Genomic DNA, 17,060 nt, shown 5'->3' on the forward strand with positions numbered 1-17,060 from the left:
GCGCTCAGGCCGGAGTGAACTCCAAATGCAGATCCGACAGGCCACGGATGATGTAGGTCGGGTCGTGGCGGAAGGTCCGGTTTCCGGCAGGCCCGTGATGCTCTTCGGACAACGTCAGCGTGGCGGTGCGGGTCAGAAAACGTTCGATGGTGACGCGGCCCTCGGCGCGGGCCAACGGCCCCCCGGGGCAGGAGTGCACACCACGGCCGAAAGCGATGTGTTCGCGGACGTTTTCGCGATCCAAGCGGAACGTTGCCGGGTCGGGAAAGCGCTGTGGGTCGCGGTTGGACGCTCCCGGGTGCAGCATGATCGTGGTCCCTGCCGCAACATCGACCCCACCGATCTGGGTGCGCTTCTGGGTCATCCGGAAATCGCTCATCGTGGGGCTTTCCAGGCGCAGCACCTCCTCGATGAAGTCGGGCACCCGGCGCAGATCAGCCCGCAGGGTGGCCTGCAACTGCTGATCGTCGGCCAGAATCCGCAGCGCCGACCCCATCAGCCGCGCCGAGGTGTCCTGGCCGGCGCCGAACAGGAACGTCGCCAACCGCACCAAATCCTCGACCTGCGGCAACGAACCATCGGGGTAGGTCGAGGTCGCCAACGCGGTCAAGACATCCTCACGGGGCTCGCGCCGGCGGTCCTCGATGTAACTGCTGAACGTCTCGTACATGTATTCCAACGGATTGTCCGGCAGCGGCGTGTCTGAACCGGCCATCGCGACATGCTGGCCGGTGAAGATCTTGCGAAAATGGTCGCGGTCACCGTCGGGCACACCAAGCAGGTCGGCGATAACCATGGTGGTGAACGGTTTTCCGTAGTCGGCGACCACTTCGCAGTGGCCCTGGTCAAGGAACCCGTCCATGCATGCATCGGCCAGACCAGTCATCTCGGCCTCATTTTCCTTGAGCCGCTTGGGGGTCATCAGCCGCCGCAAAAGACTGCGCTCATCCTCATGTGCGGCACCGTCTTTGGTGACCATGAATTCGTTGAACACCCAATGGCCGCGGTTGCTCTGCACAAGCTCGGTGATGTCCTGGGCGTCCGGCTCCACCGGGAACGGCGGAAACGGGCCGCCCATCGCATTGCACGACGAGAACACCACGTCATTGCGGTACACCTCGATCGCCTCGTCGTAGCCCGTCACCGCCAGAACGCCCGGCTGGGCGATGGCGTGCACGGGACACCGCGAGCGCAGGGCATCGAAGTACGGGTAGGGGTCATTGATGACCGCCTCCTCGGTGAATATGTCAGCCTTCTCGATCTGCTCGGTACGCACCGTCAACGCCGTCCCCTTTCTCGCAACGCCGCCCACTCCCTAAAGCGGAGGCACCTAATTAGGCGATCGCCTAGTTCGTAGCTAGGCATATGCTTAGCATTCGAAGACTGGGGCGGTCAAGGAAAAGGTGAGAGCGCCCCAGTGGCGGCAGCGAACGCAAGGCGGACCACACCATGGCGAAATCGAATCGGACCGGGACGCGCGACACCGGTACGCGCGACAAAATCCTGGATGCCTGCGCGCACATCATGCTCACCGAGGGCTACGCCGCAGCGACGTCGCGTCGGATCGCCGAAGAAGTCGGCGTTCAGCGGGCGCTGGTCTACTACTACTTCCCGACCATGGACGAGCTGTACCTAGCCGTGTTGCGTCGCGGCAGCGAGGCCAGTCTGGAAACCCAGCGCACCGCATTGAATGCTGATCAACCACTGCATGCACTGTGGGACTTGACCGTTGATCCGCGCGGGGTGGGACTGCTGACCGAATTCATGGCCCTGGGCAATCATCGCAAGGAGATCCGCGCCGAACTGGCGGCCGGTGCAGAGAAGTTCCGCGAAGCCCAGGTCGCCGCGTTGACCTTCATCTTGCGCAGCCGCCCCGGCAACCCCGCTATCGCACCCGATGTGGTCTCAGTGCTCATCGCCGCCCTGGGCCGACTGATCGTGCTGGAGGCCGCCATGGGCATCACCACGGGGCACGCCAACACCATGGACCTGGTGCGCGAGTTTCTCAACGACTACGAGCTCGCCGAACACGAACCCAGCGCCGGGGCGCAGCCGCCGCTCTCGAAGTAGCCTTGCTTTAGGCGAACGCCTAACCTAGTGTTCGGGGTACTTCGGCGTCCGCCTATTCGACGTCGCCATCCGCTGACCGATGCCTGCACCACGATCGCAGCATCGAACCGTCGCGCCCCCCTGCGAAAGGCAATCCTTTGACCGATCCCGCGTCCCTAGCCGCCTCGCGCGTCGCTGTCGTCACCGGCGCAGCTTCGGGCATCGGACCTGCCGTCGGCCGCCGACTGGCACTGGCCGGCCACCCCATCGCACTACTGGACCGCCAAGCCGGCCTCGCCCGCCTTCACGCCGACGAACTGACCGCCCAGGGCGCCACCGCGATCGCCATCGAAGTCGACGTCACCGACCGAAACGCCGTCACGGCGGCGATGGCTACCGTCCGAAACGAGTTGGGCCGCATCGCCATCATCGTGACCAGCGCCGGCGTCGACGTCGGAACACCCGTGCCGATCACCAGCATCACTGCCGAACAATGGGACCGGCTCATCTCGATCAACCTCACCGGAACATTCACCTGCATCCAAGCGGCCGTTCCCGACATGCAGTCGGCCGGCTGGGGCCGCATCGTCACCATCTCATCGTCCAGCGCCCAGTCCGGGGCGCCTGAACGAGCGCACTACGTCGCATCCAAAGGTGGTGTCATCGCACTCACCAAGGCACTGGCATTCGAGCTGTCGCCACAAGGCATCACCGCCAACACCATCCCACCATCGATCGTGGACACCCCTATGGCGCGCGGCGGAGTCGACCTGGGAACCGTTCCACCACTGGATATTCTGGCTACCATGGTCCCGGTCCGACGCTGCGGAACTCCAGACGACATCGCCGCCGCAACAGCATTCCTGTGCACCGACGACGCCGGATTCATCACCGGACAAGTCATCGGAGTCAACGGCGGCATGTACATCTGACAACCCGCGGCCACCCAGATCTTACTGGGCGGCGGTCAACCGTCGCCGTCATTGAGTTTGTTGGCGAAGTACTAACCCCACACAAAGCAACACGCTCCGTCATCAAGGACGTCGACGCCTGCGTGCGCCAAGACCGATCTCGGATCTGCCAGTCGTCAGCAGGATCAGCAGAAGACCAGCGGCACTCGCAGAACCATTGCCATCCAAAAATCGCACGCGCCAAGTTGCGCCATCTCAGATGGCAATGCGCCATCGAGCATGGCAACCGACAGGCGTCGTCGTCGTCGGAGGAAGCCAAGCAAGCAAGCTGTCGGTTCTCAAATCGGATGCCATATTCCAACCTTCTGACCTGCGGCGATGCTGGCAGTCTCACGCCATGTCACGCGCAAATAGTCTCAACCGCGTGTCATTTTCCTGTACTGATGTGCGGCACGCGCCCGAGCAGTGCTGCTGGCGGGGCAAGCATCGGCTCGGCGCGGGCACACTCACGTCTTACGCATGCGTTGCCGCATCTTGTCGGAGATGTCATCCATGATTGTTTAGACGCGGCCGCGCTCCGGGCGGCTCCGCCTCGCCACCGTATGTCTGGGGGATGGTGTGGATCAGCTCATCAAGGACACGTTGGCAGGCGTGGTCGGTTACATCTGGCCTTTCTTCGGCGAGGCCAACTGGCAGAGCAAGAACTACGCCGCCAACATCGTCAAAGATGCGAATCGCGTCAAAGTTGCCGTCCTCGCCCCGCTGCCGCTCGGTTCATTCTTCGACACAATTCCCGAACATAAACTCATGCCGGACTCGCTGCTCGCGGTCTCGGAAGTACACGGCACCCTCTTCTTCGACGTAACCCGTATCGGTGGTCATCGAACGGCCGGAGGTCCGAAAGCGTCGAGCCGGTACTACTTCGCACGCGGGATGGCCGTGGGCTTCAGGTTCGACGAACTTAAGTCCTCGAAGTTCTACGAAATGACCGCCTTCTTTCCTGGCATGGAGTACTGGTCAGCCATCACGGGATCGACGACGGACGTCGAGCATGATCAGCATCGCCGGCCCAAGGTCATCACAACGCGAATCGAGTCAGCACCAGAGCAAACGACGTCGTTGTCACCATCCCGATCCATCTCGGTATCTACTCACTTCGCCGTGACTGGTCCAAAAGATGATCAGCGGGTCTTCACTCCGTTGAGCGTCTCTTCCGTCTCACGGTCACCCATCGACTGGCGTGAGCACATGAATACCCTGATCTCGATCCAGAACCTTGTGAGCTTGTGCTGGGACGGCTTCGTGCGGGCAGACGGCGGTTACGTCCGACTCGCCCTCATCGAACCGAGCGAGACGTCGAACGCGAAGCTCTGGTCGGACCGTCTTATGCAACTGCCCGTCGGGACGGAGACTCCGGACCCACACCTGTCATTCCCTCTGCTGCGGTACGAGACGATCGGCGGGGTTGACGGGATCAGGAGATGGCTGCGTCTATCCGACCGGCATGATCGTGCTACCGGACCTCTAACAGCCCGGCATCGTATCTCCCGCAGTACACCAGCCGAGAGTCAGTTGTTGGACCTCTGCACGGGTATCGAGTATTGGGTCAACTTCCACAAGAAGAGCACCAACTGGGCCAAGCCCCAGAGCAGCAAAGACGTTCAGCCGGAACGGCTTGCGCGGCACCTGGGTAAACACTTCACGGAATTTGTCGGCGATCCGCAGAAGTGGGCGCGGCTCCTATGGGACAGGTATGGAGCGCTGAAGCACCAGCCGCTCTACCGCTACGACGCTCGGGAAATAGCCATCCTGGCCGCCAGTGCTCGGGTGCTCTTGTTATGCGCCGTGATGAACCGCGTGGCCCATTCGAAAGTCGCGACGAAAACCATCTGCGAGAGTCATCGCAACGATGATCTGAAATGGGACGTGCGGGAGCTGCTAACCGGCCAGCGATATCCCGATCCTCCGACCGATGACTCCGTCTTCCACAACCAGAAACACTAGGTATAGCAATGGAGTTAACTGGTGCGCAGCAGTTGCGCTGCCAGGATCCAGCCATGCCATACACCTACAGACTGATCATTGATCATTGCCGAGAGAATTGTCGGAACCGCCGATGACCCCAAGACGCTGGCCGCCGAGATGATCGGGCGAGCCAGGCAATCCGCCAACATCGCGCTCACGGAAGCGACTCTTGCCGACGCCATCGCCGCTGGGAGTGCAACCATCGACCTACGAATGAGGCCCCCGAAGACCGCTGCTCGTGTGCGAATTGAGCGAACGCTCTAAAGTCCGCGCCTCAACGCTATGGCGAGCACCGCTCCGATCTCTGGTATGCCAAGGATCCTGTGAGAATTCCGGGCACACCCTTCGCCCTTCGGGCCGGACAGCGGCGCCTCAGACCTCACCCCCAACAACAGTCGAATAGCTCGTTCCTGAAATCACCGTGGGGCTTCCCGAGAAGGTCGCCGACCAGGGGGTTAGATGTCCAGCCGGCAGACACGGAGGACGCCAGCTCCGGCAGTTCTGCTGGGCCGCAGGTGAGCCACTTGAAGCTTCAGGGCTCACGATGTTTCCGCAACAGGCGTGTCCGCTGTCGCGATCCTGACACGGATCGGCTGTGCGCCAAGCCAACTAACGTATGCATCCCCGGGCGAACCAAGATCATCGGCAACATCGGTACCGAGCACCGCTGAGGCCTGCCGCCGGCCCAGGCCGAGCGCGACTCGGGCCGTAAAACTATCGAAATAGCCGGTAGATTTCAACGATTCCCACAGCAGATACGGGACACTGACCACCATCCGCAAGCCGAGACGATGACCTTGCGCGGCAAGAAGGCGAATCGCCTTATCGAAGCTCTCTCCGTGCAGCCATGACAAATTGTCAATCAGAACGAGCGCTTCCGGAACGTCAGCCCGATCCGGATCGTCAACAGGATTGACCCTCAGAACGTTCCGATAGCCCTCAATGCTAGCCATGCCCATGGACTGTAGGAATCTCTCCCGGCGATCAACCTCACCTACCAGCGCTTGCGTCAACCGGTGTACCGTCCACTCACGACGATCATCGGAGAACGTGACGTGACCTCGGCAATGTGGGACCTTCGAACCCAGCTCAGCGTATTCCTGTATGTCCGCCTTGCCTTCGACAACGAAAAAGCCAGCATGCGAAGGGTGCTGAGTAACACACAGCGACAGCGCAAGGGTCCGTAATAGCGTAGTGGTGCCGGCGCCAGTGCTCCCGACCACCAAGACGTGGTCATCTAGGCCGGTCCACCGAGAAAAATCGAGCGCGACGACCGCGCCGCTGGCATCAAATCCGATCGGAACACTCAAATCTCCGCCGCGAACATCCTGCGCCGCCCAGCCAGCCGCTACATCAAACGTCGGACCGTCCAACCCATGCAGATCAAGAAATCCCGGCAGTCTTTCGCTTTCATCTCGTTTTCGTTGACTGGTCACTGCTCCCCCTCATTCATCGACCCGGCAGAACACCGGTCTCCATCTATCGGAAGAGTAGAACCCAGCACCGACACGAGCGTCAGCAGCAAGTCGCGTCCCGGAGCGCGGTCACACCTGGACAACCTCAACGGCATCCCCATCGTGATGAAGCGCTGTGGAGCATTGCGATAAATCTTCTCAGGCTATAGACATGCGAGATATTCGGTTAACTCCGCCGGCGACGCCAACAGTGTCGTGCCATGTTCCTCGTCAATCTTGCGCCGGCGCAACAGCGTCACCCAGTGACGCTCAGTTGCTACGGCATCGCAGTACGGAACCGCGACGCCGAGCGCGGTAATGAGCAATGATCAGAACCTGTGGATGAGCCTTGGTAGGGCGGCGTGAATGTGGGCGCGCCTTCCCGGGGATGATCACAAGTCCAGTTCGTTTCTGATCAAGACCGGCGTTGGCGCGCTGGTTGGGAAGGCACGCCCGTGCTCACCGTAGTTCACGATGTCGCGCAGGCCAACGACACCCGCAGCGGTGCCGGTCGGTCGTTGTTGGATGAGATTGTCCGCGACGGTGCCCGGCAGATGCTGGCCGCCGCTTTGCAGGCCGAGGTCGCCGCCTATGTCGACCAGTTCGTCGATCAGGTCGACGAGAATGGGCACCGGCTGGTGGTCCGCAACGGCCACCACAACGTCCGGGAGGTGCTCACCGGCGCTGGGGCGATCGAGGTGAAGGCGCCGCGGGTCAACGACAAACGGGTCGATCCGGAAACCGGTGAGCGGCAACGATTCTCGTCGAAGATACTGCCGGCGTGGGCGCGTAAGTCCCCGCAGATGGCCGAGGTGCTGCCGTTGCTGTACCTGCATGGCCTGTCCAGCAGCGACTTCGGTCCGGCGTTGGAGCAGTTCCTCGGCTCGGGGGCGGGGCTCTCGGCTCCGGCGATCACCCGACTGACCGCGCAGTGGCAGGACGAGGCCGCCGCGTTCGGCCGCCGGGACCTGTCGGGCACCGATTATGTGTACCTGTGGGTGGACGGCATCCATCTCAAGGTCCGCCTGGAGCAGGACAAACTGTGCCTGCTGGTGATGCTGGGGGTGCGCGCCGACGGCCGCAAGGAACTGGTCGCGCTGACCGACGGGTACCGCGAATCAGCGGACTCGTGGGCGGATCTGCTGCGGGACTGCCGGCGCCGTGGCATGCGCGCCCCGGTGCTCGCGGTCGGGGACGGTGCTCTGGGGTTCTGGAAAGCGGTCCGTGAGGTGTTCCCCGATACCCGTGAGCAGCGGTGCTGGTTTCACAAGCAGGCCAATGTCCTTGCCGCACTACCGAAGTCGGCGCATCCGGGGGCGATCGCGGCGATGCGGGAAATCGCGGGCGCCGAGGACATCGACCACGCGCAGGTCGCGGTCAAAGCCTTCGAACTGGACTACGGCGCCAAGTTCCCCAAGGCCGTGGCCAAGATCGTTGACGACCTCGATGTGCTGCTGGAGTTCTACCACTATCCCGCCGAGCACTGGGTACATCTGCGCACCACCAATCCGATCGAGTCGACCTTCGCCACGGTCCGGTTGCGCACCAAGGTCACCAAGGGGCCGGGTTCCCGCGCGGCGGGTATCGCCATGGCCTACAAGCTCATTGACGCCGCACAAGCCCGCTGGCGGGCGGTGAACGCCCCGCACCTGGTCGCCCTGGTCCGGGCCGGAGCGGTGTTCCACAAAGGCAAACTGCTCGAACGACCCGTCGACATCACCCCACCCGAACCGGCCGACAACCCGGCCACCCCGACCGGAACGGAGGTCGCCTGAAAAACACCAATCCACAGGTATTGACAATTACTCCGCGGTAATGTCGTGCAGATCGTTTGGCTTCCAATCCTTCTGGCGCTGCGCATGCTGCATATACATGCCGTGCACGACGTGCCGACTTGGCAGCATGCGCAGCATGCTGGCTGGCTCGGCAATCACGAATTCAACCAACGCCTCCCCTGGGATACCGCGCTCACTCGCCGCACGAAATAACTCGTGCCGGACCTCACTTAATGTGTAATGCATCAGGACATCTTCCAGTTCCCCTCCCTTCAGATCGTGAGCCTTGATCTTGTCCGCCACTCCCGACTGGTCCGCCGCGAACACCAGGTCGATCTCCAGCAGAACACGGCGAATCCGACGATCCGCAATCCACGGGGGCGCGCCAGCAAGCAGGAACACGTCCCACCTATGCAGAAGCGACAGCCTGTCCGCCAACGTGACAAAAGACTCCCTGTAGCCGAGTTTCCGAGGATCTAGATCACGCGGAAATGGCTGTTCATCGAGATCTCTGGCGAGCATGTCCCTGATTCCGAAGCCAAAAATGTTTGGCGGTGTCGACGTGTAGCCATGGAGGACACCGATCGCAAAGTCAGCTTCCATCGGCACAACACTGGTGACATGCCTGATCGCGTGGAGGCGCGAAATCTCAATCATAGTCTCTACGACGTCTAGCCTCTTGTTCCAATCTTGGCGCTTCTGGGTCTCGTACATGTGAGTCTGCGACAGGACAAAAGACGCGAGGCCGTGAGCGGCGGCAAACTTCGCAAGTTCGTAGCACTCGACGAACTCCTTCTTTGCTCCGGCACTTCCCAGACGTACGCGCGACAACTCAATCCACATGTTCTGGTCGAGATAGATACGCTTCATGCCACGAAACTTATCCATCTTATTGACGTCTAGTCGACACTCGTAGCGTGCGATCCATCAGCCCAGGAGGAGACGCCACCGGCGGTCATTCAAAGGAATTCGGACGACGGCGCCTAAAGATCGGCGTTCCCCTACTCTATGGCCGTGGCTTCAACACAGTGCGCTGATGACCATTACAACTTCACCTGGTGGAGCGTCACCCTTGCCAACTTGTATTCTGCGTGGAATGCAACGAATGCGCAGTTTACGCACGTGCCCTTGAGAGATTCGCCAGCGAGTCGCGACGATGAGGTGCTTGCACAAGCCGGGGTTCGCTGTACTAAGTACGAAGGAACGGGCGCCGGTCTCGACGCAGTGCAAATGATTGACGCAGCGGCCCAATACACGCTGGCGCTTAAATCTTTGGCAGACAATCGCACACCTATTTTGGCGCCATGGCCGATCGCCCGAGCAATCGCCGAGCACGTTGCGTACGCAGCTTGGTTGTTGGAGCCCGGTATCAGCGCCGATGCACGAATGGCGCGAAGGTGGATGGCACGCCTGGCTGCAGCGCACCGTTATCGGTGGATGGTCAGCGCGCGGAACGCCAGCAGGCCAGAACAGCGTGAAGCCAAGAAGGTCCGGGACCAGATCCGCCGTGACCTGCTGCAGCGCTTCCCGGACGCAGAGACCGAGTGGGACGATCCAACTGAGCATCCTCATCCGCCGTGGACGATTGCTGGCGAGGTTTTCCCGACTCTTGGTCACCAGTGTCGCCTCATCGAGAAGCTGGGGGTGGACAGCCTTTCGGGCGTGTACGACGTCCTCTCATTCTTGGCCCACCCGAATTCCCTCGCACTGACGATGCAGATCGATCGGCAGGACAACGGTGACCACACCACCGTCACCTACCGGGCCAATCCCGAACACTGGAACTCAGCGATGAGGCTTGCCAGCATGTTGCTCTACGTGGTCGGGTCTACTGCTTGCTCGTACTATGCCGTGGAAACCCAACTTTTGGACGAATGGTATGACTCGTTCGAACCGTGAATGTCGGACTTTCTTCTGCAGCAACGTGCCCTGCAGTCGAGGTTCAGTTTGCGGGGCCAGTCAACGACAAGTGCATCGAGCTTCCACTGCTCGTTCCACTCCGCGATGACAACTCGTCAAGCGACCGATAAATTGCAGGAGCGCCACCGTGCGTCGAGCACGCCTGGCATAACTTTCACTCAGTCTGTGCACAGCTGCAGGAGAGCAGATGGCAGAAGAGAGCGGTCCGCCAGCCGGCGAACCTGTAGTGATCCAACCGGCGCCCGCAAGGATGGTCGTTCCACCGCACACCGTGGGCCTGCTTGATGTTCGCGTGCGTATTGCTGAGTTAGCGATGCGCTTCTTTGATCCTGAGCAGCCAAACCCTTACGCCGACGCTCTGGGCAAACCCAGCTACGACCGCGAAAACTCGCTAACGGGCGAGGACTTTCGACAACACCTGCTTGCCGATGAAGAGTTTTTCACAACGCTACATTCGATCGTCGTACATCCGGTCCTGCGGGACATGGCGCGCGCTGATCTTCTATACGACCACGGCATAACCCGAGCAACAGACGGCATGCTCGGGCACGCTTACCAAGCAATCCCAGGTTCGATCACGAATGCTCAACGCGGCGGCAGTCTGTGGCTGTCGCGCGCGCTGGGCGCCGCATTGATCATCGAGAACTACAGGTCCGTGACCGTACACATGACTGGCACCGCACCGAACGGAGACGTTACGAACGCCAGCGGCCTCGTGTTAGACGCTCACCACATCTTGACCAACGCGCATGTTGTACGGGATTGCTCGCTCGATCCTGTGATCTCATCGCCGGAACCGCATCCAGCTCTAGAAGGCGAAGCGCAAGACGAACGCGATATCAGACTCCGGGTGGTTGATGCGCTCGTTCATGACACAGTTGATGTCGCCGTGATTCCACTAGATGTAGGAAGCCCACCGCTTAACGCGATCCCGGGGGTAGCGTTTCGAAACCCGCAATGGTCGGACGACACATATGTTTTCGGCTATCCACCGATATCAACACTCGATGGTCCATACCTCGTCGTACAGCGAGGTGAGGCGGTCAACCCGGCAGTGCGGACGCGCGAGAACGAGGAGTACTTCTTGTACTCCTCGATCGCTCGGCCGGGCAACAGCGGCGGACCAGTCGTCGCTCAAGACGGCCGTGTTGTGGGCTTGGTTGCCCGCGACCTGCCCGACGCTAGGCAAATCTCTTCGCCCTTCTATGGAGGGGTCTCCGCAGGTGAGATCCGCAGGGCACTAGGTGAACTGGGCGTTGCAGACCTGATTCAATGGGAGGATTGGCATTACTAATAGCGCCAGTCCGCGGTCTCACGCCGTTCGCAAATAATCTCAACCGCGTGTCATTTCCGCTGGGGCGGCCGAGCTCACGCCCGTTGGTCCGCGATCAGTCAGCTCGCATGTGTAAAAGCGCCGTTCCACACCCACACCCGAGGGCCGTGCACGACCGGACTCGCACTGCCTGTCCCGGGCTCCAAAGCAAACACGGGCATTTCGGTACCGTGCTTCTGTGCGACACCGCTTGCGGGTGCAAGGATGTCAGCACTGCCGCGTCTTGAACGATTCGAGGCGACGATGAACCGCAAACTCTCCGGCCGAAAAGGCGACGCTGTCCGTGTCGAGCGCGCCGACAACACTCGTTTGCAAAGGCGCTCAGCGCCGCGGTCGCTGGCTGCACACGGCGCTTCATGATCCCGACCATCCGCTGACCGCCAGGACTGTCATGCGGATTCAGTCGGTGGCCACGACGCAACGATCTCACCGTAGCGGCCACCGCACCGAAGCTTCACCCACCGATAACGCCCGGTTCGGGCCGCACGCACTGCGTCGGCATAATGCGCCCACGCTGCGTCTTCGGGACCTTCAAAGACCACCGTCGGCACGTCGCCGCTATCCGGGACGAATCTGTCGTTCACATCGCCAACCACTACTTCGCACTTCTTCAAGGTCATACGCGGCCCTTATGCTCTCGAACGGTGCTGATCGTTACCTGGCGGGATCGTATCCGTTGACCAGACACGGCAGTACCGACGGTGATACTCGCAACTCGCCGCCGCCAACCACACACGCGAGCGCCCGGCTGTTGCCGACCATAATCAAAACCGCAGTTCGGTGCGGCTTCATTCACAATGGAATGGATCCAACGCACCTTCATCAACACTCACGCTGCTTCAAGATCAAAACGGAGCAAGGCATACGATCGATCGCGATCAGGAGGAATTAGGATGACTCATCCGAGCGAGCAGGAATGGGCTTCCATCTCTGAACATACACGCGCTTCCAACTTTCCAGGCGACTTGCTACGGATCCCTCCGTACCCGCTGATACTCACCCTCCGAACACTCGTCGGGTCCATCGGATCCGTAATTGCATCACATACCCACTACCAATGGGAGCCGCAGACAAAATGGCAGGCATGGCTTTTCACTGCCGAAACTGTCGCCTATGCGGAAGCGAGCTACGCAGAAACGAACTACGATTACGACGAGGACAACGAAAGACGCACAAAGCCAGACGCTTTCGACAAGCCGATCGCGGCGGCGCCAGTTCATGCGTGGGTACGTCCAGCCAATGCGTTGTCGGCGTTGTCCGTCGATGCAGTGCACTACGTGCGTCGATCACGTCCGTTCCGCGAACCTCCCCCCGAGTTCTACCCAACATCGATCAAACTCGCGTTCTCAGATGGCATTTCGACAACGATCAGCCTGGCCGGGGCGCTGGATGATCCAGGTAAGCTAGAGCGGTGGGAGCGATTCGTCGCAACCGCCCGCAGCGCGCTGTCCCGCTGACATAGTGGGACATGGCATGGCGCTAGCGATCTGATTCTCAGAGATCGTTCTCGCGCAGTTGCGTAAGCAGGTCGTGAGCGAGATCCTTGCCAACGTCACCGAAAGACGCCGAGAGTTGACCCCCGGGAACGGCGAAGTCTCCTCCAACCCTGATCACCACTCCTTGAGCAATTCGCATCCTGCCTGAATTGCGGTCCCCGACGCTCGCCGGATTGCCCTCCCATACCTGGCTGGCGTTGTTGAGTCCGGCTGCCACACTAAGAAATTCGGTCTTTGGCATATGCGGTGTCATCAAACCGAACAGCTCAGCAAGATCCGTCTGAAGACTCCGTTGATCGACCAGGCTGCCCATGAGATCTGAGTCCAGGGACATGAAGGCACCGACCACTCCACTGCGGTGACACACTAATCCCCGAAACTTTTCAACCGAGCGTCGGCTGAGGGATGATCCAGACGATGTAGTCCCAGGCGGACGTATTGCCCAGCCAATATCACTCGTCCCTCCGATGACCAGCTGATCAGCCTCTGACACGAAGCCGGCACTTCGTGCGTCTCGGGCGAAGTGCGTCGCCTGATCCTCTAGCTGCCTCCGACTAGGTGCATCTGTTCCACCCAATCCGACCACATGGAGTTCCAGAATCGGTGCGGCCACGGTGAACGGCGGCGCCAGTCTGCCCCCTTGGCCCGACCAAACGGCGCTATTCGATCCGGTGGCCAGGATCCCGCTCTCGGCCAGCCAAGGAACATTCACCGACTCTCGCGGCGTTGAGCGCTCAACCGGACCCGACTCTAGGTCCAACTCCTTCAACGATTCCCCTACGGCTTGATTACAACTAAGCGGATCGGTGAAAGATCGCCAGAACCGACCACTGACGTAGTGCCCAACTTGGTCCTTGAAATCCGACTGCTCTGTGTCGTCTTCCTCGGCAAGGAGCTTGTTGAACACCAGGATCGGAATGCCGCGCTGACGTGCCCTCTTGAATTCCTCCGCCGTCGGTGACAGTCCAGTGTCGGGGAAGGGCTGCCCGTACCGGGGACCCAGCAGTAGCACGTATACATCGGCGGCCTCCACTCCAGCGAGGCAAGCCTCTCGGCTGGAGCGGTCCTGCGCCGTAAAGTCCTCAAATCTCAGCGGATGGTGATCAAGCAGCCGTAGGAAGGGAACCAAAGCGGCGCGTTCTTCCTTCAGTGCGTAGGTGACTGATGAGATGAAGACCTTCACAGTGTTTCCTCCACGTCCTTCCTCAATTGCCGTCACGGTCTCACAGCGGAGATGGGGGCCGCCATTGTCTTACATTCCGACGTCACGGGAAATGGTGTTGACGCGGCCACCAAACTGATCCCCTACCCACCACCAACACCAGACTCGGTCGACTTCACTCAACCCGAGACTCCCACGTATCGATCGCCCCGCCGCTTCCGGGAGTACTGGATTCGTTGCCCGTCGGGTCGGAGGCGCCACATCTCGATCTCGCACTAGAACTAGGGTTCGCTCACGAAAATTGTTGGCTTACATTGCGCCGAAGGCCTCAAGCAACGCGTCGATCAGCTCGTTCTGTGCTGCGGCCCACTGAGTGTTGCCGCGTACCTCCAGAACGATTGGCTCATTGAGTTCAGGCGTCAGCGTTATCTGCCGGTTCCAGCCGGTGTGGCGATTATGGAAGTCGTCCCACTCGAACGTGAAGTCCGAGGTGAAACCAGTCAGCCGGTCCAATGGGAACACCCGATGGGTTGCTTTCGCGTTTTCTTCCCGGCCTGAGTACTCGCACTTGTGGAGGAGTGCGCCGTGAAGCCAGTAGACCCCGAACGCCGCGTTTTGATAGTCACGCTCAAACACTGCTGCGGGAAAGCCGCCCACGCCAAAGTGGCCGAGTAGCTCGATCAGCACTCGAGGAACGTTCGCCGTACTGTCGCCAAACAGCTTGCGCTTGAGCGCACTTAGTTGCTCTTCGCCGTCGTCAGGTCCAGTCACGCAGAGTATTCTGCACGATGGTGCCGATAAGTTGGACAAGTTCGATCAAGGGTTCTGGCACGGATGCAGACGGGTGTGCGCGCACCACGCCAGTGGATCGACATACACGGGGTGTCCGATTGGTGACGAGTCAATCGCCATTGAGCCCGCACGATGCTCCCGCCCCAGCTCATCGCCGTAGCCATGAGCGTAGGCACGATCGGCCCGGCCCCAGTCGCGGCAGCCGAAAGACCGTACAAGAACTGCACGGAGGTCTCCCTCAAGACGGTCGTTATGACATCCCGCAGGATGATCTGGCGTATTGGGGCGACGGCGACCGCTACGCGTGTGACTTATAGATTTAAACGGCTCATCGTTGGCAGTGCTGTCGCCCTCGCAGCCAGCGCCGTGGCGGTGCCCAACAGCCCGTACTTATCATCCAGCGATGGCTGAACACCGCGCGTATGACGACGGTGAGGACCTCCGACGACGCTGCGTCGCGCACGACGAGTCGATAGCAACTCACCCCGAGGGTGTGGCGTTCGCCGAGTCGTGGGCTGACCAGGCCCTTGAGCTGATCGGCCGACGGTGACCCGCTGGAAGGAGTGGACCTGCCAGTTCTTGGGTCGCCGCCTGCGCTGGTGAACGGCCTTCGTCTCATGCTTACACCCAAACCAGTGGGTACCGGCCCGCGTGATCACGTATCGGTGCAACGCGGACGACCAGGCCAGAACTCGGGCCCAAGGTGGGGTGATCGGCGAGCACCTGATTCCACAATCAGCCTGATGATCCGCACTGGATCGCTTGACGTAGCTGTAGTGGTTCGCGTCTAGGGGATCTCCGAGTCGCGGTGGGTTCACCGGCGGTATGTACATCTCAGTCCCCGCTCGATCTTGAACTGCTTACGTCATCGTAGGTCCGGCAGTCACTGCTTCAGTCCGAGTTGTGAATCGAGCCGCCCTAAACGGGCATTGAACTCGCGGCCATCCAAACCTCGACTCTGCAAAGGCTTCAGCCCAGCTGCCAACTTGTGTCACCATGCTGACGTAAGCGTCAAAAGTGGGGGTTGTCGTGGGGTTTTATGTCCGCAAGAGCCTGAACGCGGGTCCGTTCCGGTTCAACCTGAGCAGTTCGGGTCTCGGGGTGAGCGTTGGGGTGCCGGGCTTCCGGGTCGGAACGGGTCCCCGAGGAAACTATGTGCGGATGGGCCGCGCGGGGGTGTTCTACCAGGCGACATTGGGTGCCCCGAAAGCCGGTGCCGGCCCGAGCCCGGTTCACCCAAGACCTCTGCAGCCATTGCCCGCCGAGCTTCGTCCCAGTGCGGTGATCATGGAGGACGTCACCGGCAGCACCGCTATCGAGCTCGCGCCCACTGGCAGCGGCGACCTGGTGCAGCAGCTCAATTCCGCGTCGGCGCGCACGGCGTGGGGCTGGTGGGCGGTAGCGGCCGCATTCGCAGCGGGCTTGCCGCTCATGCCCTACGGGTTGATTCTGTGGGCGGTGCTGGCACCGGTGTGTATCTGGTTGGTTCTCAACGACAGGGCGCACAAGACCGTTGTGTTGTTCTATGACGTTCGCGGGTCGCGTCCGAAAGTGGGTGTAAAAGCACCGGTCGGTTCGCAGCTTCGTGGGTGAGCATACGGGCTGGGGAACTCAAGTGACAGGCTCTTGCAGCTTGAGCTGGTGGTGTTGGGGATAACGGCGAGCGGGTTCGGTAGCTTGCTGCGGATGCTTTGGCGCGCCCAGGGCTGATGCGTAGGGCCGAGAGATGCTCAGCTGGAGAGGGTTTGGGCGGCGTCGGTCAGTGCGTTGAACGCGGCGTCGAGGCGGTCTTGGCGGCGGCGGTTGGGTTCGTGGTTGGCTTCGGCGGCTACGAACCCGATAAGCTCTTCGAGGTCGTCGGCATTGGTCAGTAAGGCAGCGCCGTTTGGGTGGGCGCGCATGCCGTACACCAGTCGCTCACAGTCGGGGTCAAGCAGCATCAGGTCGCGTAACACGGCGGCGGTCGTGTCGCTGACGATGACCTCCTTGAGGTCGCCGGCAACGCTGGAGCGGCGGCGGCGCAGGTCGTATGGGGAGTCTGCCCAGTTGCTGATCACCCCCTCGTCGTCGCAGACGCTGCACGACCATCGGATCGGCGCCGCCGTCTCGGCCGAGGCGATAGCGATGGTCATCCGCCCGGGGC

The 17,060-nt window shown here is 61.1% G+C and carries 15 protein-coding genes; 9 read left to right on the forward strand and 6 right to left on the reverse strand.

What is annotated here, in order from left to right; genetic code table 11:
• Positions 1 to 4: 4 nt before the first annotated feature.
• Positions 5 to 1,282: a cytochrome P450 gene (locus ACNQR1_RS34610; protein ID WP_418050003.1), complete on the reverse strand. Its 1,278-nt coding sequence runs from the start codon at positions 1,280 to 1,282 to the stop codon at positions 5 to 7.
• A gap of 167 nt (positions 1,283 to 1,449) precedes the next feature.
• On the opposite strand from ACNQR1_RS34610, the gene ACNQR1_RS34615 reads away from it, so the two are divergent.
• From ACNQR1_RS34615 to ACNQR1_RS34625, 3 genes are all read left to right on the forward strand, one after another.
• A complete protein-coding gene (locus tag ACNQR1_RS34615) occupies positions 1,450 to 2,070 on the forward strand; it encodes a TetR/AcrR family transcriptional regulator (RefSeq protein ID WP_418050004.1) in 621 nt (206 codons plus the stop codon).
• Between the two features lie 137 nt (positions 2,071 to 2,207).
• The gene (locus ACNQR1_RS34620; protein ID WP_418050005.1) at positions 2,208 to 2,981 is read left to right on the forward strand and encodes an SDR family NAD(P)-dependent oxidoreductase; all 774 of its coding nucleotides are present in this window, start codon (positions 2,208 to 2,210) and stop codon (positions 2,979 to 2,981) included.
• A gap of 597 nt (positions 2,982 to 3,578) precedes the next feature.
• Positions 3,579 to 4,964, forward strand: coding sequence for a hypothetical protein (locus ACNQR1_RS34625; RefSeq protein WP_418050006.1), 1,386 nt, complete (start codon positions 3,579 to 3,581; stop codon positions 4,962 to 4,964).
• A 560-nt stretch (positions 4,965 to 5,524) separates the two neighbouring features.
• Here the strand turns inward: ACNQR1_RS34625 and ACNQR1_RS34630 are convergent.
• Positions 5,525 to 6,421, reverse strand: a complete 897-nt coding sequence (locus ACNQR1_RS34630; RefSeq protein WP_418050007.1) for an FtsK/SpoIIIE domain-containing protein — start codon at positions 6,419 to 6,421, stop codon at positions 5,525 to 5,527.
• A 473-nt stretch (positions 6,422 to 6,894) separates the two neighbouring features.
• Here ACNQR1_RS34630 and ACNQR1_RS34635 point away from each other — a divergent pair, with 473 nt between their 5' ends.
• Positions 6,895 to 8,214 (forward strand): IS256 family transposase, encoded by a 1,320-nt coding sequence (locus ACNQR1_RS34635; protein ID WP_016894482.1) that lies wholly within the window; start codon positions 6,895 to 6,897, stop codon positions 8,212 to 8,214.
• A 27-nt stretch (positions 8,215 to 8,241) separates the two neighbouring features.
• On the opposite strand, the gene ACNQR1_RS34640 is transcribed toward ACNQR1_RS34635, so the two are convergent.
• Positions 8,242 to 9,084 (reverse strand): hypothetical protein, encoded by an 843-nt coding sequence (locus ACNQR1_RS34640; protein ID WP_418050008.1) that lies wholly within the window; start codon positions 9,082 to 9,084, stop codon positions 8,242 to 8,244.
• Between the two features lie 144 nt (positions 9,085 to 9,228).
• Here ACNQR1_RS34640 and ACNQR1_RS34645 point away from each other — a divergent pair, with 144 nt between their 5' ends.
• From ACNQR1_RS34645 to ACNQR1_RS34655, 3 genes are all read left to right on the forward strand, one after another.
• Complete coding sequence (locus tag ACNQR1_RS34645; protein WP_418050009.1) at positions 9,229 to 10,113, forward strand: hypothetical protein; 885 nt, start codon at positions 9,229 to 9,231, stop codon at positions 10,111 to 10,113.
• A 208-nt stretch (positions 10,114 to 10,321) separates the two neighbouring features.
• Positions 10,322 to 11,428, forward strand: coding sequence for a S1 family peptidase (locus ACNQR1_RS34650; protein ID WP_418050010.1), 1,107 nt, complete (start codon positions 10,322 to 10,324; stop codon positions 11,426 to 11,428).
• A gap of 932 nt (positions 11,429 to 12,360) precedes the next feature.
• Positions 12,361 to 12,924: a hypothetical protein gene (locus ACNQR1_RS34655; RefSeq protein WP_418050011.1), complete on the forward strand. Its 564-nt coding sequence runs from the start codon at positions 12,361 to 12,363 to the stop codon at positions 12,922 to 12,924.
• A gap of 37 nt (positions 12,925 to 12,961) precedes the next feature.
• Here the strand turns inward: ACNQR1_RS34655 and ACNQR1_RS34660 are convergent, their stop codons facing one another.
• Positions 12,962 to 14,146, reverse strand: coding sequence for a DUF4062 domain-containing protein (locus ACNQR1_RS34660; RefSeq protein ID WP_418050012.1), 1,185 nt, complete (start codon positions 14,144 to 14,146; stop codon positions 12,962 to 12,964).
• 288 nt (positions 14,147 to 14,434) lie between these two features.
• Positions 14,435 to 14,896, reverse strand: a complete 462-nt coding sequence (locus tag ACNQR1_RS34665; RefSeq protein ID WP_418050013.1) for a hypothetical protein — start codon at positions 14,894 to 14,896, stop codon at positions 14,435 to 14,437.
• Positions 14,897 to 15,320: 424 nt separating this feature from the next.
• Between ACNQR1_RS34665 and ACNQR1_RS34670 the strand changes: the two genes are divergently transcribed.
• Complete coding sequence (locus tag ACNQR1_RS34670; RefSeq protein ID WP_418050014.1) at positions 15,321 to 15,467, forward strand: hypothetical protein; 147 nt, start codon at positions 15,321 to 15,323, stop codon at positions 15,465 to 15,467.
• A 479-nt stretch (positions 15,468 to 15,946) separates the two neighbouring features.
• Positions 15,947 to 16,510 carry a DUF4236 domain-containing protein gene (locus ACNQR1_RS34675; protein ID WP_418050015.1) on the forward strand — a complete coding sequence of 188 codons (564 nt, stop codon included), beginning with the start codon at positions 15,947 to 15,949 and terminating at the stop codon, positions 16,508 to 16,510.
• 137 nt (positions 16,511 to 16,647) lie between these two features.
• Here ACNQR1_RS34675 and ACNQR1_RS34680 read toward each other — a convergent pair whose 3' ends face one another.
• A complete protein-coding gene (locus tag ACNQR1_RS34680; protein WP_019348132.1) occupies positions 16,648 to 17,049 on the reverse strand; it encodes a hypothetical protein in 402 nt (133 codons plus the stop codon).
• Positions 17,050 to 17,060 lie beyond the last annotated feature (11 nt).

This window comes from Mycobacterium sp. 48b, assembly GCF_048282725.1.
GTDB lineage: Bacteria > Actinomycetota > Actinomycetes > Mycobacteriales > Mycobacteriaceae > Mycobacterium.